Source organism: Comamonas sp. JNW (genome assembly GCF_003105075.1).
GTDB classification, from domain to species: domain Bacteria; phylum Pseudomonadota; class Gammaproteobacteria; order Burkholderiales; family Burkholderiaceae_C; genus Comamonas; species Comamonas squillarum.
This window is the reverse complement of the sequence record NZ_QETI01000014.1, coordinates 68043-90104: the sequence shown is the minus strand read 5'-3', so window position 1 is coordinate 90104 and position 22062 is coordinate 68043. Positions and strand designations below refer to the sequence as shown.

The window sequence follows — 22062 nt, the reverse complement described above, 5'->3', positions numbered from 1 at the left end:
TTGACCCCCCGTCCATTCCCTAGCGCATGGCTGCCCCTTCCTTTTCGCTGAGCCGAACGCAACTGCGCTGGCTGGAATGGCTGGCGCTGTCGGCCCTGCTGCTGGGCCTGGTGGCCTGGGCCAGCCTGCGCGAGCAGCCCCGCGTCATCAACACCTTTGTGCAGGACATCACCGGCTGGCTCAGCGCACCGGAGCCGCGCGATGACATCGTCATCGTCGCCATTGATGATGCCAGCCTGCAAAGCGTGGGGCGCTGGCCCTGGAGCCGCGCCGTGCATGCGCAGCTGATCGCACGCATTGCCGCCCAGCACCCCAAAGCCTTGGGCGTGGACGTGCTGTTCAGCGAGCCCGACAGGCAGCACCCCGACGACGATGCCCAACTGGCCCAGGCGATTGCCCAGGCCGGCAATGTCGTGCTGCCGGTGGACTGGCGCATGGCCAATGTGGACATTGGCGCCGAGCTGCCGCTGGCCAGCCTGCGCCAAGCCGCGCGCCAGCTGGGCCATGTGAATGTGACTGTCGACGATGACGGCGTGATACGCCGCTACTTTGGTGCGCAGGGTGAGAACACCGGGCCCTGGCCCCACTTCAGCATTGCGATGCTCTGCGCCAGCGGCCAGAGCCACCCGCTGTGCCAGGGCACCCGCCCGCCCGAGCCCGGCGAGCAGTGGGAGCAGCGCTCGCCGGAGATGTTCAACTTTGCCCGCGGTGACCGGCCCTACACGCTGTATTCGGCCGAAGATGTGCTGGCCGGGCGTATCCCCGAAGACAGCTTTCGCGGCAAGTATGTGCTGCTGGGGGCTACGGCCTCGGGCCTGGGCGACTACTTTGCCAGCCCCGCCCGGCCCGCATCCCGGCATATTGCAGGGGTGGAGCTGATTGCCCATGCGCTGGACTCGCAGCTGTCGGACCAGCATGTGCATGCGCTGTCGACCGGCGCCAATCTGGCAGTCAATCTGGGAGCGATCGTGCTGGCCCTGATGGCGATTGCGCTGCTGGGCCCCATGGCAGGTTTGATCGCCCAGATTGCCGCGGCAGCGCTGCTGCTGCTGCTGTGCCTGGCGCTGCGCAGCTTTGCCGGCCTGCAACTGGCGCCCGGCGCGGCCCTGGTGGGCCTGTTGGTCATCTACCCCATCTGGAGCTGGCGGCGCCTGAGTGCAGCGGCCCGGTTTTTGCAGCAGGAGATGCACAACCTGCGCGCCGCGCTCGATACCACCAGCGCCCCGCAGCGCAGCGGCATGCTGATGGATGACTTTCTGGAGCGGCGCATCAAGGCCGTGGAGACCGCTACCGACACCTTGCGCCAGATGCATGGCTTTGTGCGCGATACGCTGCGCCAGATCCCCTCGCCCACCTTTGTGGTCGATCCGCTGGGCATGGTCAGCCTGCACAATGCTGCAGCGGTGCGCTACCTGCAAAACCTGGGCATGCCCAGCCAGGGCTTGATCGCGATCCAGTCGGCGCTGAGCGGCATGCGCATCAAGGATTCGGGCCAGGTGCTGTCCTTTGCCAATGCCGAGCAGCTGCGCGCGCTGCCGGCCGAATGCGAGGTGCTGGACCGCGAAGAACATGCCTGGCTGCTGCTGGCCGAGGCCTTTCGCGCGCCAGCGCCTGCGGGCTGGCTGCTGATGCTGGTGGACCTGACCGAGCTGCACAAGGCCCAGCAGCAGCGCGACCAGGCGCTGCGCTTTATCTCGCATGATTTCCGCTCGCCCCAGTCCTCGATCATCACCTTGCTGGAGATGTACAAGGAGTTCCCCGGCCAGATGAGCGAGGCCGAGCTGCACCAGAAGATCAACCGCCTGGCCCACCAATCGCTGGAGATGGCCGAGAGCTTTGTGCAGTTGGCCTCGGCCCAGTCGCAGGCCATGCAGCCCCAGTTGCTCAGCCTCGATGTGCTGCTGCAGGAGGCGGTGGACGACTGCTGGGCCAAGGCCTCGGAGAAAAAGATCCAGGTGCGCTACCTGCCCGGGGCCCTGGAGGCGGCCGAAACCGATATCGCCTGCTTTGGCGACCGCTCCTTGCTGCAGCGCTGCTTTGTCAACCTGCTCAGCAACGCCATCAAGTACAGCCCCAGCGGCACGGCGGTGGAGGCCAGCATTGCCGATGATGGCGCGTACTGGCGGGTGGAGGTGCGCGACCAGGGCTTTGGCATGACGCAGGAGCAGTTGAACCAGCTCTTCCAGCCCTTCCAGCGCTTTCACCACAACAGCCAGCCGCAGATCTCGGGCATTGGCCTGGGCCTGAGCTTTGTGCAAACCGTGGTGCTGCGCCACCAGGGTTTTGTCCATGTGACCAGCGGCGTCAACGAGGGCTCGTGCTTCAGCCTGCATTTGCCCAAGGCGCCGGGCACGCAGCAGGAGCCGCGCTAGCTGGCGCTGTCACAGGCTGGGCGGCAGCGCTCAGTGCAGCTCTTTGCCTTTGAGTTCGGGAATCAACCACACCGTCGCCAACGCATCGAGCACATAGATGGCGGCCAACAGCCCAATGGCCATCTGGAAAGAGTACTGCGCCGCAATCGCGCCAATCACCACGGGGCCTGCCCCGCCCACAGCGCGGCCAATGTTGAACAGCACATTCTGCGCGGTGGCGCGTGCTTCTGTCGGGTAGGCCTCGCTCATCAGCGCGCCAAAGCCGCCCATCATGCCGTTGACGAACATGCCCATCACCGCACCCGCCCAGAGCATGGTGAGGGGATCATTGAGCTGCGAGTAGAACAGCACCATCAGCGCCGCACCGGCCTGGAACAGCAAAAAGCTGGGCTTGCGGCCGATGCGGTCGGCGAGCTGGCCAAAGATCCAGATGCCGGCCATCATGCCCAGGATGGTGACCGCCGTCCACAGCGCGGACTTGGTCAGGTTGAAGCCCAGCTTGTTGGCCAGAAAGGCTGGCATCCAGATCATGATGCCGTAGTAGCCAAAGTTCTGCACCGAGGTGAGTACGGCAATGCCAACGCTGATGCGGGTGGTGGCGCGGTCCTTGACCAGCAGCTTGAAGCACTGCAGCACCGACTGCTTTTTCTCCTGGCTGCGCACAAACACCTCGGGCTCATGCAGGCGGTTGCGGATGAACCAGGCCACAAAGGCGGGGATCACCCCCACCAGGAACATGCCGCGCCAGCCGATGTGGGGCAGCAGCAAGGGGGTGAGCAAGGCCGCGCCCAGCACCCCCACCTGCCAGCCCAGCGCCACATAGGACGACACCCGCGCCCGGTAGCGCGCAGGCCAGGCCTCGGCCGCCAGCGCCATGCCGATGCCGAACTCGCCGCCCAGGCCAATGCCGGCAATGGTGCGGTAGATCAGCAGGTCCCAGTAGCCCTGCGCAAACGCGCACAGCCCGGTGAACACCGCAAACAGCACGATGGTCCAGGTCAGCACGCGGATGCGGCCATAGCGGTCGCTGAGCATGCCAAACACAATGCCGCCCAGCACTGCGCCGATCAGGGTCCAGGTGACCAGGGAGCCGGCCTGGGCCGTGGTCAGCCCCAGGTCCTCGCGGATGGCGCTGAGCATGAAGCCCAGGATCAGCAGGTCAAAGCCGTCCATGGCGTAGCCCACGGCCGAGCCGGCCAGGGCCTTCCAGCCATAGCGGTTGACGGTATCGGACGAGGGAGAGGCAGTGCCTGAAGCGGCAGACCCGGCGGCGGAAGAAGACATGACAAGCGCTTTGTAGTAGGTGTTATGACAGCTGCGCGCACAAAAATGCCGCACAGACGGCGGCATGGTTGCTCAGCAGCGGGCGCTATTGTGCGCGATATCTATACGCTCTGCGTAGGGGCAGCGCAGTCCACATATTGACTAGTCGGTAAAAAATGACCGCCTCCTGTGGAAGATTCAAGCCAGAAACAGCTCCTGCAGGTCGCTCAGAAAGTCAAAACCACGCTCTGTGGGGGTGACCTTCTGAAAGTCCAGCTTCACGAGGCCCTTGGCCTCGGCCTCGTGCAAGGCCTTGGCAATGGAGCTGAGCGGCAGACCGGTGCGGTCCAGGTAGTCCTGTAGCGCAAAGCCCTCGCGCAGGCGCAGCGCATTGAGCATGAACTCAAACGGCAGATCGGCGCGCTTGACCTCGTCGTCCTGCGCCAGTGCATTGCCCTGCAAAGCCTGGGTCATGTAACGGGCCGGGTCGCGCAGCCGCACCTGGCGCACCACGCGGTGGGCAAAGCTCAGCTTGCTGTGGGCGCCCGCGCCAATGCCCAGGTAGTCGCCAAACAGCCAGTAGTTGCTGTTGTGCACGCAGGCATGGCCGGGCTTGGCATAGGCCGAGACCTCGTAGCGCTGCATGCCGGCCTGCGCCGTGCGCGCGGTGATCTGGTCAAGCATGGCATAGGCCACATCGTCCTCGGGCACGGCGGGCGGGTACTTCGCAAAAAAGGTGTTGGGCTCGATGGTCAGGTGGTAGATCGAGATGTGCGGCGGCGCAAAGCCCAGCGCCTTGTCCAGGTCCCGCGCCAGGTCCTGGGCGGTCTGGCCTGGCAGGGCATACATGATGTCTATGTTGAAGGTCTCGAAGCTGCTGGCGGCCTCTTCGACGGCAGCCATCGCCTGCGCGCCATTGTGCACGCGGCCAATGGCCTCCAGAAAGCGGTCATCAAAGCTCTGCACGCCAATCGACAGCCGGGTGATGCCCGCGCCGCGAAAGGCCCGAAAGCGGTCCTTCTCGAAGGTGCCGGGGTTGGCCTCCATCGTGATCTCGCAACCCGCGTCCACGCGCAGGCGGGCGCGAATGGCCGAGATCAGCCGGTCAATCGACTCGGGCGAAAACAGGCTGGGCGTGCCGCCGCCCAGAAAAATGCTGTGGATGCTGCGCCCCCAGATGAGCGGCAGGGCCTGCTCCAGGTCGGCGATCAGCGCATCGATGTAGCGCTCCTCGGGCACCGCATGGCGGCCGTCCCGCGCTTCGTGCGAATTGAAATCGCAGTACGGGCATTTCTTGATGCACCAGGGCAGGTGCACATAGAGCGACAGCGGCGGCAGGCTGGGCAGCTGCAAGGTGCCCGGGCGCATGTAATGCTGGATGTCGCGCTGCACCACCTGCTCAGAAGGCTGCGCCGCTTGCAGCGGAATATGCACCGCCATCTCAGTCCTTGGGGGCAGCGGCCACCATCGGCGCGCCGGCCAGCCAGCTGTCCCGCAGCAGTGCCATCATCTGGCGCGAGGAGCGGCCCCGGTGGCTGTGCGCATGCTTGACCTCGGTGGCCATCTGCGCAAAGGTCATTCCCAGTGCGGGAATCAGCAGCACCGGGTCAAAGCCAAAGCCGCCCTCGCCCAGCGGCTCGGTCGTGATCTCGGCGGCCACGCGGCCGACGGCCACCAGCGGCTCCGGGTCCTTGGGGTGGCGCACCGCCACCAGCGTGCTCACCATGGCCGCGCGGCGGTCGGTGACGCCCTGCATTTGCTCGAGCAGCGCGCGCACATTGTTGGCATCGCTTTTGTCGTAGCCAAACTGCGTGCAGTAGTAGGCGGTATCCACCCCGGGCAGGCCGCCAAAGGCTGCCACGCACAGGCCGGCATCATCGGCAATCGCGGGCAGTCCGGTGCGCTCGGCGGCAAAGCGGGCCTTGCTCAAGGCGTTTTCCAGGAAGGTGCCATAAGGCTCGGGCGCCTCGCCCTCCATCAACGCGCCTTGGGGCACCAGGCTCACGCCCAGGGGCTCGAACATGGCCTGCAGCTCGGCGAGTTTGCCCTGGTTGTTGGAAGCAAGAACGATTTTCATGGGTCGGCACCAGCGGCTGCGACGGGATCCCCGGGCAGCCCGCTGCTTTTTTGAGAACGGTAAAAACAGGCCTGGCGGCCTTGCGCCGCCATGCCAGGACAGGCTGAATTATCGGACCAGCGACAAAACGCAGTGCGTGCCGGGCTTATGCGGCCGGGGCGTCGGGCTTGGGCGGTGCCTGGTCACCAGCCTCAGGGTCAGGCGCTGGCGGCAAGGTGTCGCTCACCGGGTCTTCGGATTCAAAGCGCTCGGCACCGGGCATCTCCCACTCCATCGCCACGGCCGTGACGTTGTCGCTGGTCGCCCCCGCCTTGCGCAGCGCGGCATCGATCAGGTCGGGAATGGCGCGCGAGACCGACTTGTTGGCCAGCTCGCGGGCAATCACGGTCTCGGAGACGCTGCTCCAGAGGCCGTCGGAGCACAGCATGATGCGGTCGCTGCGGTGCATCTCGGTGGGGCCGGCCACATCGAAGAACGGACGCGAGGGGCTGCCCAGGCAGGTGAACAGCACATTGCGGTTGAAGCGGTCGGGGTTGATGCTGGTCACGCCCGAGCCGCGCAGCTCCATATAGGAGTGGTCGCGCGTGCGCGCCAGCACCTTGCCGCTGCGCACCAGGTAGAGGCGCGAGTCGCCGCAATGCACCCACCAGATATTGCCATCCTGCACCACCGAGGCCACCAAGGTGGTGCGTGGCGGGTCATCCATATTGTTGGCAATCGCGTACTTGAGGATGTTGTGGTGCGCCGAGAGCAGCGCGTTCTCGAGGAACTCGGCCGGGTCTTCCAGCTTGGGGCGCGCCAGGCGCTGAAAGTCCAGCGACACCGTCTGCAAGGCCAGTTGCGCGGCCACTTCCCCTTCCGGATGCCCTCCCATGCCATCGGCCACGACAAACAGACAGGCTTCCTTGGTATAGCTATACCCCATCCTGTCTTCGTTTTTTTCCCGCCCGCCCTTGCGGCTGAGCTGGAAGACCGAGAACTTCATTTGGTTTGGCCTCCGCCCACGCGCTTTTTGGTATCGCTGACCAGCGAATCAATCGACATACGAACCTTCTCGGAGACGCTCAGTTTGGTATAGCGGCGCTCGTCTTCGCGCGCCAGCTCTTTTTGTAATAGGAACACCGATTGGGGCCGGGCCTGGGGGTCAAGCGCCATGCACCACTCCACCAGCTCGATCAGGTTGTCCGAGTACACGCCGCGCACCTTGGACATGGCCAGGCTCAGGCGGTCCTTTTCCTGGCGCTTGGGCGCATCGTTGGGCGGAATACCCTGCATGCAGGCATAGATGCAGGCACCGATCGCATAGATGTCGGTCCAGGGGCCCAGCGACATATCGCGGCGGTACATCTCGGGCGCGGCAAAACCGGGCGTGTACATGGGGCGGACAAAGTTGCCCTCCTTGCTCAGCACCTCGCGGGCAGCGCCAAAGTCGATCATCACCGCCTTGTTATCGTCGGTGATGAAGATGTTGGCCGGCTTGATATCGAGGTGAAGCATCTTGTGCTGGTGCACGATGCGCAGACCGCGCAGCACCTCGTCGAACAGCGAGCGGATCGTGGACTCGCGGAAGACCTTGGCTTCCTTGAGATCGCGGGCGGTGACGACAAAATCCTGCAAGGTGGCCCCTTGCAGGTAGTTCATCACCATGTAGACGGTGTCGTTCTCGCGGAAGAAGTTGTAGACGCTGACGACCGAGGAGTGCGAGATCTGGGCGAGCGCGCGGCCCTCTTCAAAGAAACTCTTGAGGCCCAGGCGGTACAGCGACAGCTTGTCGGGCTCGATGCTCGGCGACAGCGACCCCGGCGCACGGGTGGCCAGGCTGGACGGCAAATACTCCTTGATGGCGACTTGCTGGCCATCGGGCGCCAGCGCCAGATAGACCACCCCGAACCCCCCCGCCGATATGCGCCGCACGATCCGGTAGCCACCGATGACGGTATTGGCTGGTAGCGGCGCAGGCTTTACTTTTGACATAGTTTGATGAACAACGCAGGTATATGAGAAGCCTGATAATGAGCGCGATTGCAAGCAACCTCATACAGTCCTATGCCAGTTTACAGCATGACAGGCTATGCCTCTGTCCAGCAAAGCATCCCACCTGACGGTGACAACAATGCTCCCTCCCTCTGGCGCGTCGGACTGGAAATTCGCTCGGTTAACAGCCGTTTTCTCGATTTATCTTTCAAGCTTCCGGAAGATCTCAGAAGCTGCGAACCACAGTTACGCTCTCTGGTAGATAATAGTCTCAAGCGTGGCAAGGTGGAAGTACGTGTACTGATCAACAGTGAACAGGCTTCCAGCGTGCCCGTCGCCTCGCCCCGCCTGCTCCAGCAGCTGGGCAGCTTCCAGGACACCGTCAAGGCCTGGATGCCAACGGCCCAGCCCTTCACTGTGGCAGAAGTACTACGCCTGAGCGGCAGCGGCAGCATCGAGCTGCCCGAGAACTGGGCCGACAATGTGGCCGCGCTGTGCCAGCAAGCCCTCAAGACCCTGCTCGACGCCCGCCAACGCGAAGGCAAGCGCCTGGCCGACATGCTGCAAGACCGCATCAAGCAGCTGCGCCAACTGGCCGAACAGGCCGAGCCCCTGATCCCCGAGCTGGTCAAACAGCAAAAGCAGCGCTTTTTGGAGCGCTGGCAAGAAGCGATGGCGCTGAGCGCCGGCAGCGTCTCGCCCGAAGCGGCCCAGGACCGTGCGCTGACCGAAGCGACCTCCTTTGCGATCCGCATCGATGTGGCCGAAGAACTCACCCGCATGCGCTCGCACCTGGAAGAAATCAGCCGCCTGCTGACCAAGGGTGGCGATATCGGCAAGCGCCTGGACTTTCTGATCCAGGAGCTGCACCGCGAGGCCAACACCTTGGGCTCCAAGTCCGCTGCGCTGGATCTGACCCGCATCAGCGTGGACATGAAGGTCCTGATCGAGCAGATGCGCGAACAAGTGCAAAACATCGAATAAGAAGCCAGAGTCTCTCTATGGAATACCCCGGAAACCTCTTTGTCGTCTCAGCCCCCAGCGGCGCGGGCAAGTCGTCCCTCGTCAAGGCCCTCCTCGAGCTCGACTCGCAAGTCTTTCGCTCCATCTCCCACACCACGCGCTCGCCGCGTGGCCAGGAAAAGCATGGGCGCGAATACTACTTCGCCTCGCGCGATGACTTCGAGCGCATGATTGCCTCCAATGCGTTTGTCGAATGGGCCAATGTGCATGGCAACCTCTACGGCACCTCCAAGAAGGCCATCGAGGAGCGCCTGGCCAAGGGCACCGATATCGTGCTGGAGATCGACTACCAGGGCGCTTTGCAGATCAAGCAAAGCTTCCCCCACGCCGTGCTGATCTTCATCCTGCCACCCAGCTGGGAAGAGCTGCGCTCGCGCCTGGAGAACCGCGGCGAGGACGCCTCCGACGTCATCGAAAAGCGCCTCACGAACGCGCGCGAGGAGATGGCGCAGGTCCACAAATTCGACTTCGTTATAATTAACGAATTGTTCGAGCGCGCTTTGTTCGATTTGAAGGCCGTTGTACATTCACAACGCTTGCGCTATTCGGCCCAAAAGCGTGTTCGCAGCGAAATATTCTCGTCACTCGACATCCCTGTTACCCTGGAGAACTCCTGATGGCCCGCATCACCGTTGAAGACTGCCTCGACAAAATCCCTAACCGCTTCCAACTGGTTCTGGCCGCTACCTACCGCGCCCGCATGCTGAGCCAAGGCCACACGCCCAAAATCGAAAGCCGCAACAAGCCGGCCGTGACCGCGCTGCGCGAAATCGCTGCAGGCAAGGTAGGCCTGGAAATGCTGAAAAAAGTACCCGGCTAAGCCCCTGCTTATGCAACAAAATGGCACCGAATGGCGGTGCCATTTTTCTTGGTATTCACACAAATTTGTCATCGCACGCTACAGTTAAGGCGTGAAGTCCGTGTCCATCCCCTCCGCACCCGCCCAAGTCTCTGGCGTCATCGCTACCGCCGCAGCCAAGCCTGCCATGTCGTATCCGGTAGTGGTGAGTGCCTACGCCGAATTTCTGGAGAAGCTCGACTACCTCGGTGAAGCAGATCTGGCCCTGGTCGAAGAAGCTTTTGATTTCGCAGCCAAGGCCCACACCGGCCAGTTCCGCAGCAGTGGTGACCCCTACATCACCCACCCCATTGCGGTCGCCGAGATCTGCGCGAGCTGGAAGCTCGACGCCCAGGCGCTGATGGCCGCGCTGATGCATGACGCGATGGAGGACTGCGGCGTCACCCGTGATGACATTGCGCGCCAGTTTGGCGACACGGTGGCCGAGCTGGTCGATGGCCTCACCAAGCTGGACAAGCTGCAGTTCAACTCGCGCGAAGAGAACCAGGCCGAGTCGTTCCGCAAGATGCTGCTGGCGATGGCGCGCGATGTGCGCGTCATCCTCGTCAAGCTGGCTGACCGCACCCACAACATGCGCACCATGTCCGACATGCCGCGCAGCAAATGGGGACGCATCTCGACCGAGACCATGGAGATCCATGTGCCCATTGCCAACCGGCTGGGCATCAACCGGGTCTACCGCGAGCTGCAGGACTTGGCCTTCAAGCACCTCTACCCCTGGCGCCATGACACGCTGGTCAAGGCGCTGGGCCGCTCGCGCAACCGGCGCAAGGACGTGGTCCAGAAGATCCATGCCGAGGTCGATTCGGCCTTTGCCAAATCTGGCATCAAGATCCGCCTGGGCAACCAGGAAAAAACACTCTACGCCATCTACAAGAAGATGGATGGCAAGCGCCTGTCGTTTGCCCAGGTGACCGACTCCTACGCGGTGCGCGTCATCGTGCCCAACCTGATCGACTGCTACACTGCGCTGGGCGTGCTGCACCAGGTGTTCCGCCCCGTGCCCTCCAAATTCCGCGACTACATCGCCAACCCCAAGTCGAACGGCTACCAGTCGCTGCACACCACGTTGGTCGGCCCCTCGGGCGTGAGCATGGATTTCCAGATCCGCACCGAAGACATGAACCTGGTCGATGAGTACGGCGTGCTCACACACTGGATGATCCAGGCGCGGGCCATGCCCAACGGCGAGCAGCTGGGCAACAAATGGGTGCAGTCGCTGCTCGACATCCAGGATGAGACACACGACGCCCATGAATTCTGGGACAACGTGCGCGTGGACCTGTTCCCCGACTCGGTCTATGTGTTCACGCCCAAGAACCAGATGCTCACCTTGCCCCGGGGCGCGACCGTGCTGGACTTTGCCTACGCGATCCACTCCAATGTGGGCGAGCGCACGCAAGGCGCGCGCATCAACAACGAGCAGGTGCCGCTGAGCACCGTGCTCAAGAGCGGCGATGTGATCGAGATCTCGACCTCGCCCGATGCCGCGCCCCATCCCTCCTGGCTCACGATTGTGCGCACGGGCCGCGCCAAGTCCAAGATCCGCTACTACCTCAAGACCCAGGGCCAGAACGAGACCGCTGCGCTGGGCGAGCGCCTGCTCTTGCAGGCGATGCGGGCCGAAGGCATCTCGCAGTTGCCCGAAGACAAGGCCGTCTGGGACAGCCTGCTCACCCGCCTTGAAGCGCGCAACAAGGTGGAGCTGTTCAACGACATCGGCCAGGGCAAGCGCATTGCCGTGTTTGCCGCCAAGCAGGTGGTGGACCTGCTGGCCGAGCAAGGCCAGCGGCCGGACGCTGTGCTGCTGAGCCAGGAGCGCTTCAAGACCGGCGCCAGCACCGCCACCTCAGCGCTGGTGCTTGATGGCTCACCCAATGCCGCTGTCAAATACGCCAAATGCTGCCGCCCCGTGCCGGGCGACCCGATTGCCGCCCACCTGGACCGCAATGCCGGCCTCGTGGTGCACAACGCCCAGTGCGCCGTCTGCAAGCGACTGCTGGCCAAGGATGCCGAGCATTTTGTCGATGTGGAATGGGCCGATGAGCCCGCCAGCGAGTTCGACACCGGCGTCGTCGTCACCATCAACAATGGCAAGGGAGTGTTGGGCAAGATTGCCGCCGAGATTGCCGCCATGGGCTCGGACATCACCCACATCACGATGGATGACGAAGTGGCGATGGACACGATGGCGCTGCGCTTTGTGCTGACCGTCAAGGACCGTGCCCAGGTTGAGCTGCTGCTGCGCCAGCTGGTCAAGCTGCCCTATGTGCTGCGTGCGCACCGGGTGCTGCCCGTCGCCTGAGCTCCTCCCGATAGCGATCGGGACAGCCCCCCAACAACAGCGCGCCTTAAAGGCGCGCTTGTATTTTGAGAACGGGCTATTTCAAGAGGTCCCCGGCTCCGGGTACTGCACACCCAGCACCTCCAAAACCCGCATCCCGCCGGGCGTGGGCAGCTGCACCTCATCGCCAATGCGGGCCTTGAGCAGCGCCCGCGCAATCGGGGCCACCCAGCTGACCTGGCCCCGGCTGGCATCGGCCTCGTCGATGCCCATGATGGTGATCGACTCCTCGCTGCCATGCTGGTCGCAGTAGTGCACCGTCGCCCCAAAATACACCTGGTCGCTGCCGTGGTGCACCCCCGGGTCCACCACCTCGGCCGCCTCCATGCGCTTGGTCAGAAAGCGGATACGCCGGTCAATCTCGCGCAAGCGCTTCTTGCCATACAGGTAGTCGCCGTTTTCCGAGCGGTCGCCATTGCTCGCCGCCCAGTGCACCACCTCCACCACCTTGGGCCGCTCATCATCGATCAGTTGCAGCAGCTCCTGCTCGAGCGCGCGGTAGCCCCCGGGCGTGATGTAGTTCTTGCCGCCAGCAATCTTGGGCAGCTGCGGCAGGTCATCATCGTCGTCGTTGTCTGTCTCTTTGGTAAAGGCCTTGTTCATCCTGCTATTTAAACAAAGATTGGCGAAGGCTCCCACCAGAAAGAAAAAAGCCTGCCACTGCCGTGGCAGGCTTGCCGTCTCAGGGGAGGCCGCTTTGCTTACACCGCCTGGCCCACGTTGGCCTGCGCAGCACCACCCAGCTCTGGCGGGTGGGTGACGATGCTGCGCAGCGCGGGCCGGGGCTGGGCCAGTGCTGCCAGGTCGGGGCGGGGGCGGGCAAAGTCGCTGTTGTGCAGGCCCAGCTTTTCGACTGCCGCCGCCATCGCCAGCAGGCGCCCGTCCTGGTGCAACGGGCCAATCATCTGCAGGCCAAAAGGCATGCCCGCCTCGTCACGGCCGCAGGGCAGCGACAGCGCAGGGTTGGTCGCCAAGGTCACCACATAGGTCAGGCTCAGCCATTCGTAGTAGTTGCGCTGGGTCTTGCCCTCCACCTCCTGCGCATAGAGCTGCTGCCAGGGGAAGGGCGACAGGGGAGTCACCGGTGCCAGCACCAGGTCGTATTGCTCGAATGTGCGCTGGAACATGCGCTGGATGCGCGTCTGCGCCAGATGCGCCCAGGCCCGGTCGCCCAGGCTGATGCTCGCAGCCATCTCGACATTGGCCCGCACATTCGGGCCCAGGGTCTCGGGGGCGGTGCGGTAGATATCGGCAAAGGCGGCGACAAAGCTCTCGGCGCGGATGATGTCAAAGCAGCGGTGCGCTTCTTCCAGGTTCCAGGGCAAGGCGTCCATGCAGGCCACCTCACCGGCCAAGGCCTGCACGCGCTTTGCAAAGGCACGGCGCACCACCGGGTCGACCGCGCAGGTGCCAAAGTCCTCGGTATAGGCCACGCGCAGGCCGCGCAGGTCCATCTCGGGCACGGGCCAGACGGGCGCATGGCTCACCCCCATGCTCAGCGGATCCATCGGGTGCGGGCCCATGCTGGCCTGCATCATCAGCGCGGTATCGGCCACATCGCGGCCCATGGGGCCGAGCACCGAGATGGCCGACCAGCCCAGCGGCCGGTCGTCATTGGCGATCAGGCCCGGCGAGGGGCGCAGGCCGACCACGCCGCACAGCGCCGCCGGAATGCGCAGCGAGCCGCCGGTGTCCGAGCCGGTGCACAGCGGAAACATGTCGGTGGCCAGCGCCGCGGCCGAGCCACCCGATGAGCCCCCGGCATTCAGATCCGGGTTGAAGGGGTTGCCCGTAGCACCCCAGACCGGGTTGCGGCTGTTGGCACCTGCGCCCATGTCGGGCGTATTGGTCTTGGCCGTCACGATCGCGCCCTGGCCGCGCAGCCGGGCCACGAAGGCATTGTCCTTGCCCGGCACATGGCCGCGCAGCCGCACATTGCCGCTGGTGGTCAGCAGGCCTTCGGTGGCCTGCAAGTCCTTCACGCCCAAGGGCAGGCCATGCAAGAGCGGCAGCTGGCTGCGCCGCCCCACCTGCGCTTCGGCCAGCTGGGCGGTAGTGCGGGCACGCTCAAAGTCGGTGGCGCAGAGCGCATTGACCGCCGGGTTGAGCGCCTGCATGCGGGCGATGCAGTCATCGAGCAGTTCGACCGGCGAGATCTGTCGGCTCTGGATCAGGCTGCGCAGCTCGACGGCGCTGTGTTCTACCAAACTCATTGTGTGGCCAATCCCAGTTTGTCGATCAAAGGCTTCCAGACAGCGATGTCGCGCTCGGCAAAGCCCAGCACATCGGCAGGTTGGCTGCGCATCAAGGTCACACCCATCTTGTCCATGCTGTTGGCATAGACCGGGTCGCTGTAGCACTGGTTGGTCGCGTCGTTCAAGGCCTTGACCACCTCCAGCGGCGTGCCCTTTTTGGCCACGACCGCAATCCATGACGGCCGCGCCAGCACGGCCGGCCCACCGGCCTCGGCAATGGTCGGCACATCGGGCAGCACCGCCGAGCGCTGGCCGGCGAAAATCGCCAGCGGCACGAGCTTGCCGGCCTTGACCTGGGGCGCGGCAGTGTTCAACACCAGAGTCATCGCCTGGATCTGCTGGCCCATCAAGGCCGTCAGGCCCGCGCTCTCGCCGACAAAGGGCACATGGGTGGCGGGCCAGTGCATCGCATCGGTCAGCGCCGTGGTCAGCAAATGCGCGGGGCTGCCCTTGCCGGGCGAGCCAAAGTTCAGCCCGCCGGCCTGGGACTTGGCGACCTTCTCCAGGTCGGCGAGTTTGTGGATGCCCGCGCCCGCCGGCACCACCAGCACCAGCGGCGATGAGCCAATCATCGCGACACCGGCAAAGTCCTTGAGCGGGTCATAGGGCATCTGCTGGTGCACATAGGGCGTGATCGTCATCTGCGACATGCCGATGGTCATGGCAAACGCGCCATCGGCCGGCTGGCCCTTGAGGTAGTTGATGGCCAGGATACCGTTGGCGCCGGGCTTGTTCTGCACAACCACCGGCCGCCCCATCAGCCGCCCGGTGCATTCGCCCCAGGCGCGGGTCATCGCGTCCGATCCGCTGCCTGGCGGTTGCTGCGCGATCACCTGCAGCGGGGTCTGGGCGGCGGCGCCAAGGGCCCAGGCCGACAGGCCACAGGCAAGAAGGGTTGCTCTGATCAAGGGGTCACCTCGCTGGAAAAAGATTGAAGAAGGACAGACAGCTGCTGCAGTTGCTGCTCAATCGCAGCCGGGCTGGAGAACGGCGCGAGCACGCCCAGGCCGCGCAGGCAGGACAGCACCAGCTGAAAGCGCGCTTCAGCGGCGGGCCCACCGGCCCATTCGGGAAAGCTGCGCAGCATGCGCAGCAGCAGCTTGTCGTTGATCGGGGCGCGTGCGGCCTGGATATGCGCCACCATCGCGGCGTCGGCACGCACCGCCAGGTAGGCCTCCCAGGCCACCGCAAAGCGGGGCTGGCCATACAGCCGCCGCCAGGCCTGTTGCACAAAGTGGTCGGCGCGCCGCTGCAGAGGCCAGTGCGGCGCTGGCCAGAAACTGTCGTCGGTGTCGATCTGCTGCACCAACCGCTCAATGATCTGCAGCATCAGCGCGGCCTTGGACGGGAAATGGTGCTGCACCGCTCCGGTCGTCATGCCCGCGATACGGGCCACCTCATGCATCGACAGGCTCGCAAGCCCCTTGGCTTGCATCACTTCGAGCGCAGCATCCATCAGCCGCTCACGCGTCTGTTCACTTTTGATCTGATGCAGGTTGGGCACAACAGGGGGGTCTCCTGAAATACATTATGCGTGTAATGTAATTTGGCAGACATCCGGGTTTGGCCTAGGAGAGAGACGCCAAGTCTGCGGTCTATCCGCGCTGCATCAAAGGGATGAGGCCCCTCTTCCTCCTTGTCAAAATGCGCAGTGATTGCCGCTTGCCCAACAGCGAACCGGCCTCAAAAAAGATTCGCAAGCACCGCCAGCTCGGCCAGAAACGCCTGCATCTGAGGGCTGGCCTCTTCACCCGGCGCCAGCAAGCCATGCTTGTGCGCCAGTTGCCGAAACACCGACGCGGCGGCCAGCTGCGGCAACGCGGCAGCACCGTCTCCCTCCTCCCAGGCATCGCTCAGGTTGTCATGGGCTACTTCAATCATGCGAACTCCTCTCTTCTTGTGGGCAGCCAACGCAGAGCTTCGTTTACAGCTGCTGCCGGATGGCGACATCAAGCCTAGCCAGTTTATCGAAAATGCTGTATGAATATACAGTATTTTTATATCGCCATCGAAGGCACTAGGGTGAGCTCTATCACCACTTTCAGGGATTGACACCGTCTTGCACACATCGCACATTTAAATGTCAACATATGTAAAAAGCTTATAAAGGTGTACTAAATGGCCGTGAACCAGTTTTTAAGTGCGGGAGCGTTTGCAGCATTGGTTTCCATAGGGGTGCACCACAGTGCACATGCTCAGGCGTTTACAGAAGCTTTTAACGACATCAACACCCTGGCTAGTGGCGGATGGGTAATGAGCAATGCCAGCGTGGGTGTCGGGTCCACCGGCTGGTTTCAAGGCAATCCGCCCACTGCAGGTGGTCCTTTTGACGCACAAAGCGGCGCGGCCAATGCGTACATCGGGGCCAATTACAACAACACTGGCAGTGTCGGAACGATCAGCAATTGGCTGCTCATGCCTGATCGAACCATACGCAACGGCGATGTGCTGACTTTTTATACAAGAAAGCCCTCCCCGGACACCTACGCCGATCGCCTGGAAGTGCGCCTCAGCACGAATGGGGCCAGCACAAATGTCGGCAGCGGCACTGGCGTAGGTGATTTCACGACGCTGCTGATGAGTGTCAACCCTGGCCTCACCTTGGGGGTCTATCCAACCACCTGGACGCAGTACTCCGTCACCGTTTCGGGCCTGCCAGCCCCCACGTCCTCACGCATGGCCTTCCGTTATTTCGTCACCAGTGGCGGTTTGTCCGGAACGAACTCTGACTACATCGGCATCGACACTGTGAGCTATACGCCCTATGTATGCCCTTCTGTCGTGCTGACGCCTGCGGGCGCCCTTGCTGGAGGCAGCGTGGGCCAAAGCTACAGCGCCACACTCAGCCAGAGTGGCGCGCTGGGCGCTCCAAACTTCGCCGTCACCTCGGGGGCACTGCCACCAGGTTTGACGTTGTCGAGCAGCGGCGCCATTTCCGGCACCCCCACAGCCTCCGGAGCCGCCAACTTCACGGTCACGGCGAACGATGCGAGCGGTTGTTCGGGAGCCCAGCCCTATTCCATCTCTGTGGAACAGGGATTGCAATCCATCAGCTTCCCATCGCAAAGCCCTGCCAGCCAGCTGTACACACCCGGGGGCAGCTTCTCGATCAATCCTCAGGCAAGTGCAAGCTCCTTCCTGCCCGTGAACTATGACAGCAGCACGCCAGCGGTCTGTACGGTGGCAGGCACCAATGTCTTCATCAACAGTGGCGGCATCTGCACACTCGTCGCACAACAAGCTGGAGATGTGAACTACAAAGCTGCGCCGTCCCAGTCTCAGAACGTCACCATTGACAAGGCAGCGCAGACCATCAGCTTCAGCTCGTTCATCCCCGCCAATGCCAAGGTAGGCGGCAGCTATACCGTTTCAGCCGATGGTGGCGCCTCTGGCAACGCCGTTAGCTTCTCGATCGACAGCGGCAGCCTGTCAGTCTGCAGCATCAGCGGCAACCTGGTCTCCTTCAATGGCGCCGGCAACTGCAGCATCAAAGCGAACCAACTGGGCAACGCCAACTACAGCGACGCTCCCCAGGTGCAACAGACGGTCGCTGTCGCTCAAGGTGGATCGGGCATCAGCATCAGCTCCAGCCAAAACCCTTCACAGCCAGGTCAGAGCGTGACGTTCACCGTATCGGTGACGTTTGATCCCAACAAGACCGCTGCTCTGCAGGCAAAAGCAGCGCCAGTGCCCACGGGAACGGTCGAGATCCTGGACGGCTCCACATCGCTGGGGAGTGCTGCACTCGTCAATGGCACGGCCACCATCACTGCCGTACTGCCTGCTACTGCGGGAGCGCACAGCCTCGTTGCCAGTTACAGCGGCGATGCCAACTACCCCGCACTCCAGAGCGAAGCCTTTGTCCAATCCGTTGTGGCAGCAGTGCCCACGGCGGTGCCTACGCTATCCGCATGGGCCGCACTCAGTTTGTCCGCCCTTCTGGCACTTGTCGGACTCACTGCAGTTCGCAGACGCCCTGGCGCATAAGCGCAGCAAGCCACCCCAACGGGGTGGCTTGCTGCCATCTCTTCACCACTTCGACCACCACCGACCATTTTGACCAGGCCCTTGCCATGCACACATCCCTTCACATATTGCGGCGCGCATCGCTTTTTCTCATCGCACTTTTATGTACTGCGCTTGCCCATGCAGCCACACTGACGACCACGTATAACGCAGGCAATAACCATCGAGGCAATATGTTCGATGTCATGGCCAACCAGGCCATTGCCATTACGCAGTTTGATATGTCGCCGATGGGAAATACGGATTATGAAATCTACTACAGGATCGGCACCTGGGTAGGCCATGCCAATTCGCCTGCTGACTGGACCTTGCTGCAAACAGGACCGGTATCGGCAAATGTGTCAGGTACAGGTGTACCGGTAGCACTGGACACCCCTTTAAGCCTGCTTGCCAATCAGACATATGCGTTCTATATCACCTCCACATCAACCGAAGTCAGCTTGAACTACAGCGATGGCAGCAATGTGGGAGCGCTTTTTGCTTCAGACAGTGTGTTGTCATTTTTCGAGGGAGGCGGTATGGAATACCCCTTTACCAACAACACGGGAGCGGTATACCAACCTCGGGTCTGGAACGGTGCCATCCACTACGAAGTCGTGGGCCCCGCCAGCCGCCTTGCCGTCAAAACACCTGCCACCGCAACCCAAGGCACGGCGCTCGATTTCAGCGTGACCGCCGTCGATGCCGCAGGTTACCAAGTGCCGAGCTATACCGGTACGGTGCAATTTTCCAGCTCGGATGCAGCTGCGACGCTGCCCGCCAGTGCAACACTGGTGAATGGCCAGAGCACATTCTCGGCAACATTCCTCACCACAGGTACACAAACTATCGTAGCTACAGATACAGTCGTCCCCGGCATCGTCGGCACATCCAACAATACGCTTGTTGCAGCAGCGCCGGTTCCTGATGCCCCGACCATCACTTCGGCCGTTGCAGGCAATGCAGAGGTAGAGCTGAGCTGGTCCGTACCTGCAGACAATGGTTCGGCCATCACGGAATATGTTGTGACGGGTCTGCCCCAGGGCAGCTGCACATCGGTGTCGACAAGCTGCCTGATCACCGGTCTGACCAACGGCACCCCCTACACCTTTACGGTGGTGGCCAAGAATCCGGGCGGCGGCAGCGCCGCCTCAGCTGCAAGCGTTGCCGTCATCCCCAGCGCAGATTTGCTCTTTTCTGGCGCCGGTCCCACCATTACTTTGCCCCAAGGCGCCATAGGCCAGAACTACAACGCACCGATACAAGTCAGTGGTGGCTTGCTCCCCTACAGCTTTGCACTCAGCGGTAACCTGCCTGCAGGCCTCAGTCTCAACACCAATACCGGCGTGATCAGCGGAACGCCCACTACGGTGCAGACGGAAGAGTTCAGCATCACGGTCACGGACAGCGTAAGCGCGCAACAGTCCTTTGATAAGGCGGCGGCTGTCCATACCGCAACGCAGAGCTTCAGCATTACCATCACGGCAGCGCCCGTGGCGTCAACGCCGACGCCTGTTCCTGGCCTGGGCACCTGGGGTCTTCTGGCGCTGTCGGCCTTGCTGGCACTGCTGGGCATGGCGCGGGGCCGTGGTCGGTTCAAGGCCTGGTCGCTATAAGCGGTCCATAAGGTCTGAAGATTGGGCGTCGCCTCAGCGCTCCAGACCAGCGCAAACTGCGCGCCATCAAAATTCTCAGCATGCCGGGAATAATCCCGGCAGGCCATCCGTCTACAGAGGTGCTCCTCCACCCAACCTTGAAAGATGGTCACCATGAAAACCCCTTATGCATCCCTGATCGCTCTGTCTCTGGCCGCGCTGCTGGCCCCGTTGGCCCAGGCCGAGCCGGCGGCCAAGATGGCCCATGGCATGCTGGTCAATGCCAGCGGGATGACGCTCTACACCTTTGACAAGGATGTGGCCGGCAGCAACAAGAGCATGTGCAACGGCCCTTGCATCGCACTGTGGCCTGCCCATGCTGCGGCGGCCGATGCCAAGCCCGAAGGCGACTACAGCATCGTCACCCGCGACGACGGCAGCAAGCAGTGGGCCTACCAGGGCAAGCCGCTCTATACCTATACTGCAGACAAGAAGGCTGGCGACGCCACGGGCGACAACTTCAAGGACGTCTGGCACGTCGTCAAGTAAGCGCTGGCTGCTGCTGATTCCCCTCCTCACCCCGGACCCCACTGCCCCCATGCGCGCACAGGACGAAGCGGAGATTGTGGCCTGCATCCCCAGCCTGCGGCGTTATGCGCGCGGGCTGGTCAGTGACCCGGACCGCGCCGATGACCTGGTGCAGGACACGCTGGAGCGCGCCTGGTCGCGCTTGTCGATGTGGCAAAAGCGCAATGAGCTGCGCGCCTGGATGTTCGGCATCATGCACAACCATTTCATCGACCGGCTGCGCGCCCAGCGCAGCCGGCCCGAAGACAGCGCAGGCGACGAGCTGCCTGAGCTGCCCCAGCGGGCCCAGCAGACCGATGCATTGGAAGTGCGTGACCTCGACCGGCTGCTGCAGCGCCTGCCGCCCGAGCAGCGCGAGGTGCTGCTGCTGGTCAGCGTTGAGGCGCTGAGCTACCAGGAGGTGGCACAGATCACCGGCGTGCCGCTGGGCACGGTGATGTCGCGGCTGTCGCGGGCGCGCGCACGGCTGCGCGACGAGATGGCCAGCCCCAGCCAGCGCAAGGAGCAGGACAAAGTCAGCCATGCAGCGCAAAGAATTCAACGGGTGAAGTGACCATGGACCAGCCCAACCTCCAAGCCCTGGACGCCAGTCCCATGCCGCCGGTGACCGAAGCCGATCTGCATGCCTATGTGGACCGGCAATTGCCCAGCGCGCGCCACCTTCAGGTCGAGCACTACCTGCACGAGCACCCGGAAGAGCGCGCCCGGGTGCAGGATTGGCTGCAGCAGAATGCGCGGCTGCGCGAGATGCTGGCCCCCGTGATGGACGAGCCCTTGCCGATGGGCCTGCCGCTGCGCCCCACACACAGCAGCCTGCCCTGGCGCAGCCTGGCCGCCGGCGTGCTGGTGGCGGTCATCAGCGCCGGTGCCGCCTGGTCGATCCGCGGCGCAGTCGATGCCAGGGCCGTCCAGCTCGCGATGGCGGGCAAGCCCGCAGCCCACAGCCCGCGACCCGCCCAGCCCCCGCTGCCACCTGCCAGCGGCAGCGCCCTGAGCGGTTTTGCCCAGCGCGCCGCGATTGCCCATGTGGTCTACAGCCCCGATGTGCGGCGCCCGGTGGAGGTTGGCGCCGAGCAGGAGCAGGCGCTGGTCACCTGGCTGACCAAGCGCATGGGCACCCAGGTGCGCCCACCGCCACTCAATGCGCTGGGCTACCGCCTGATGGGCGGCCGCCTGCTGCCCGGCGACAGCGGGCCGGTGGCGCAATTCATGTACGAGACCGAGGCGGGCTTGCGCCTGACCCTGTATGTGACCCGCGAGGTGAGCAGCCAGAGCGATGCGCAGTTCAAGTTTGGCCAGGACGGCCCTGTCAACGTCTTCTACTGGGTGGAGAACCACCTGGGTTACGCCTTAGCGTCAGATGCCGACCGGGCCGAGCTGATGCGTGTTTCGCAGGCGGTCTACCAGCATCTGCAGCAGGACTGAATGGCCGCACCATCGCTGCCAACTGCGACACCATCCAAATAGCCTCCGGCCTTTGCATCGCCAGGGCGAGAACCATGCGCACGCCCCCCCGGCCTTTGGGCACGAGCCGCAGTCGCCCGCTGGGCAGCCCATTTTTGTGCCGATAAGGCGGGCAGAAATCTGCCGCCCGCGCAGTGACACAGCCTGCAGATGCTGCGCTCAGAGCCCGCCGCCAGTGATGCTGCCAACGGGCGATCAGGCTGGGGCGTTTTGCTGTAATAAAGCCGCTGCCTTTGCAGGCGG

At 63.4% G+C, this 22062-nt stretch carries 20 protein-coding genes; 10 read left to right on the top strand and 10 right to left on the bottom strand.

What is annotated here, in order from left to right:
- The first annotated feature begins 26 nt into the window (after nucleotides 1-26).
- The gene (locus DCO45_RS18395) at nucleotides 27-2372 is read left to right on the top strand and encodes a CHASE2 domain-containing protein (protein WP_116927179.1); all 2346 of its coding nucleotides are present in this window, start codon (nucleotides 27-29) and stop codon (nucleotides 2370-2372) included.
- Nucleotides 2373-2402: 30 nt separating this feature from the next.
- Here DCO45_RS18395 and DCO45_RS18390 read toward each other — a convergent pair whose 3' ends face one another.
- The 5 genes from DCO45_RS18390 to DCO45_RS18370 all read right to left on the bottom strand — a co-directional run bounded on the left by DCO45_RS18390 (nucleotide 2403) and on the right by DCO45_RS18370 (nucleotide 7686).
- Nucleotides 2403-3656 (bottom strand): MFS transporter, encoded by a 1254-nt coding sequence (locus DCO45_RS18390; protein ID WP_116927178.1) that lies wholly within the window; start codon nucleotides 3654-3656, stop codon nucleotides 2403-2405.
- A 177-nt stretch (nucleotides 3657-3833) separates the two neighbouring features.
- Nucleotides 3834-5075: a radical SAM family heme chaperone HemW gene (gene hemW, locus DCO45_RS18385; RefSeq protein ID WP_116927177.1), complete on the bottom strand. Its 1242-nt coding sequence runs from the start codon at nucleotides 5073-5075 to the stop codon at nucleotides 3834-3836.
- A 1-nt stretch (nucleotide 5076) separates the two neighbouring features.
- Nucleotides 5077-5712, bottom strand: coding sequence for a non-canonical purine NTP pyrophosphatase (locus DCO45_RS18380; protein WP_116927176.1), 636 nt, complete (start codon nucleotides 5710-5712; stop codon nucleotides 5077-5079).
- Nucleotides 5713-5857: 145 nt separating this feature from the next.
- Entirely contained in the window at nucleotides 5858-6697 is an 840-nt protein-coding gene (locus DCO45_RS18375; RefSeq protein WP_116927175.1) for a PP2C family serine/threonine-protein phosphatase, read from the bottom strand.
- The gene (locus DCO45_RS18370) at nucleotides 6694-7686 is read right to left on the bottom strand and encodes a serine/threonine-protein kinase (protein WP_021026330.1); all 993 of its coding nucleotides are present in this window, start codon (nucleotides 7684-7686) and stop codon (nucleotides 6694-6696) included. Before DCO45_RS18370 ends, DCO45_RS18375 begins: the two co-directional genes overlap by 4 nt.
- 72 nt (nucleotides 7687-7758) lie before the next feature.
- Here DCO45_RS18370 and DCO45_RS18365 point away from each other — a divergent pair, with 72 nt between their 5' ends.
- The 4 genes from DCO45_RS18365 (at nucleotide 7759) to DCO45_RS18350 (ending at nucleotide 11873) form a co-directional block, all read left to right on the top strand.
- The gene (locus tag DCO45_RS18365; protein ID WP_116927174.1) at nucleotides 7759-8670 is read left to right on the top strand and encodes a YicC/YloC family endoribonuclease; all 912 of its coding nucleotides are present in this window, start codon (nucleotides 7759-7761) and stop codon (nucleotides 8668-8670) included.
- 17 nt (nucleotides 8671-8687) lie between these two features.
- The gene (gene gmk, locus DCO45_RS18360) at nucleotides 8688-9326 is read left to right on the top strand and encodes a guanylate kinase (RefSeq protein WP_116927173.1); all 639 of its coding nucleotides are present in this window, start codon (nucleotides 8688-8690) and stop codon (nucleotides 9324-9326) included.
- Nucleotides 9326-9529 carry a DNA-directed RNA polymerase subunit omega gene (gene rpoZ, locus DCO45_RS18355; protein ID WP_021026333.1) on the top strand — a complete coding sequence of 68 codons (204 nt, stop codon included), beginning with the start codon at nucleotides 9326-9328 and terminating at the stop codon, nucleotides 9527-9529. Before gmk ends, rpoZ begins: the two co-directional genes overlap by 1 nt.
- 166 nt (nucleotides 9530-9695) lie before the next feature.
- On the top strand, nucleotides 9696-11873 hold the full coding sequence (locus tag DCO45_RS18350; RefSeq protein WP_116927225.1) for a bifunctional (p)ppGpp synthetase/guanosine-3',5'-bis(diphosphate) 3'-pyrophosphohydrolase: 2178 nt from the start codon (nucleotides 9696-9698) through the stop codon (nucleotides 11871-11873).
- A gap of 81 nt (nucleotides 11874-11954) precedes the next feature.
- On the opposite strand, the gene greB is transcribed toward DCO45_RS18350, so the two are convergent.
- The 5 genes from greB to DCO45_RS18325 form a co-directional block, all read right to left on the bottom strand.
- A complete protein-coding gene (gene greB / locus DCO45_RS18345) occupies nucleotides 11955-12515 on the bottom strand; it encodes a transcription elongation factor GreB (RefSeq protein WP_116927172.1) in 561 nt (186 codons plus the stop codon).
- Between the two features lie 98 nt (nucleotides 12516-12613).
- Nucleotides 12614-14125, bottom strand: a complete 1512-nt coding sequence (locus DCO45_RS18340) for an amidase (RefSeq protein WP_116927171.1) — start codon at nucleotides 14123-14125, stop codon at nucleotides 12614-12616.
- Nucleotides 14122-15075, bottom strand: coding sequence for a tripartite tricarboxylate transporter substrate binding protein (locus DCO45_RS18335; protein ID WP_243419415.1), 954 nt, complete (start codon nucleotides 15073-15075; stop codon nucleotides 14122-14124). The genes DCO45_RS18340 and DCO45_RS18335 overlap by 4 nt, the downstream gene beginning before the upstream one ends.
- A complete protein-coding gene (locus DCO45_RS18330; protein ID WP_116927170.1) occupies nucleotides 15072-15671 on the bottom strand; it encodes a TetR/AcrR family transcriptional regulator in 600 nt (199 codons plus the stop codon). Before DCO45_RS18330 ends, DCO45_RS18335 begins: the two co-directional genes overlap by 4 nt.
- A 179-nt stretch (nucleotides 15672-15850) precedes the next feature.
- Nucleotides 15851-16048 (bottom strand): hypothetical protein, encoded by a 198-nt coding sequence (locus DCO45_RS18325; RefSeq protein WP_116927169.1) that lies wholly within the window; start codon nucleotides 16046-16048, stop codon nucleotides 15851-15853.
- A 237-nt stretch (nucleotides 16049-16285) separates the two neighbouring features.
- Between DCO45_RS18325 and DCO45_RS18320 the strand changes: the two genes are divergently transcribed.
- The 5 genes from DCO45_RS18320 (at nucleotide 16286) to DCO45_RS18300 (ending at nucleotide 21780) form a co-directional block, all read left to right on the top strand.
- Nucleotides 16286-18154 (top strand): IPTL-CTERM sorting domain-containing protein, encoded by a 1869-nt coding sequence (locus DCO45_RS18320; RefSeq protein WP_116927168.1) that lies wholly within the window; start codon nucleotides 16286-16288, stop codon nucleotides 18152-18154.
- Between the two features lie 86 nt (nucleotides 18155-18240).
- Nucleotides 18241-19788, top strand: a complete 1548-nt coding sequence (locus DCO45_RS18315) for an IPTL-CTERM sorting domain-containing protein (RefSeq protein ID WP_165841231.1) — start codon at nucleotides 18241-18243, stop codon at nucleotides 19786-19788.
- A gap of 153 nt (nucleotides 19789-19941) precedes the next feature.
- Entirely contained in the window at nucleotides 19942-20316 is a 375-nt protein-coding gene (locus tag DCO45_RS18310) for a hypothetical protein (RefSeq protein WP_116927223.1), read from the top strand.
- Nucleotides 20317-20365: 49 nt separating this feature from the next.
- Entirely contained in the window at nucleotides 20366-20908 is a 543-nt protein-coding gene (locus DCO45_RS18305) for an RNA polymerase sigma factor (protein ID WP_116927166.1), read from the top strand.
- Nucleotides 20909-20910: 2 nt separating this feature from the next.
- On the top strand, nucleotides 20911-21780 hold the full coding sequence (locus DCO45_RS18300; protein WP_116927165.1) for an anti-sigma factor: 870 nt from the start codon (nucleotides 20911-20913) through the stop codon (nucleotides 21778-21780).
- The last annotated feature ends 282 nt before the right edge of the window (nucleotides 21781-22062 follow it).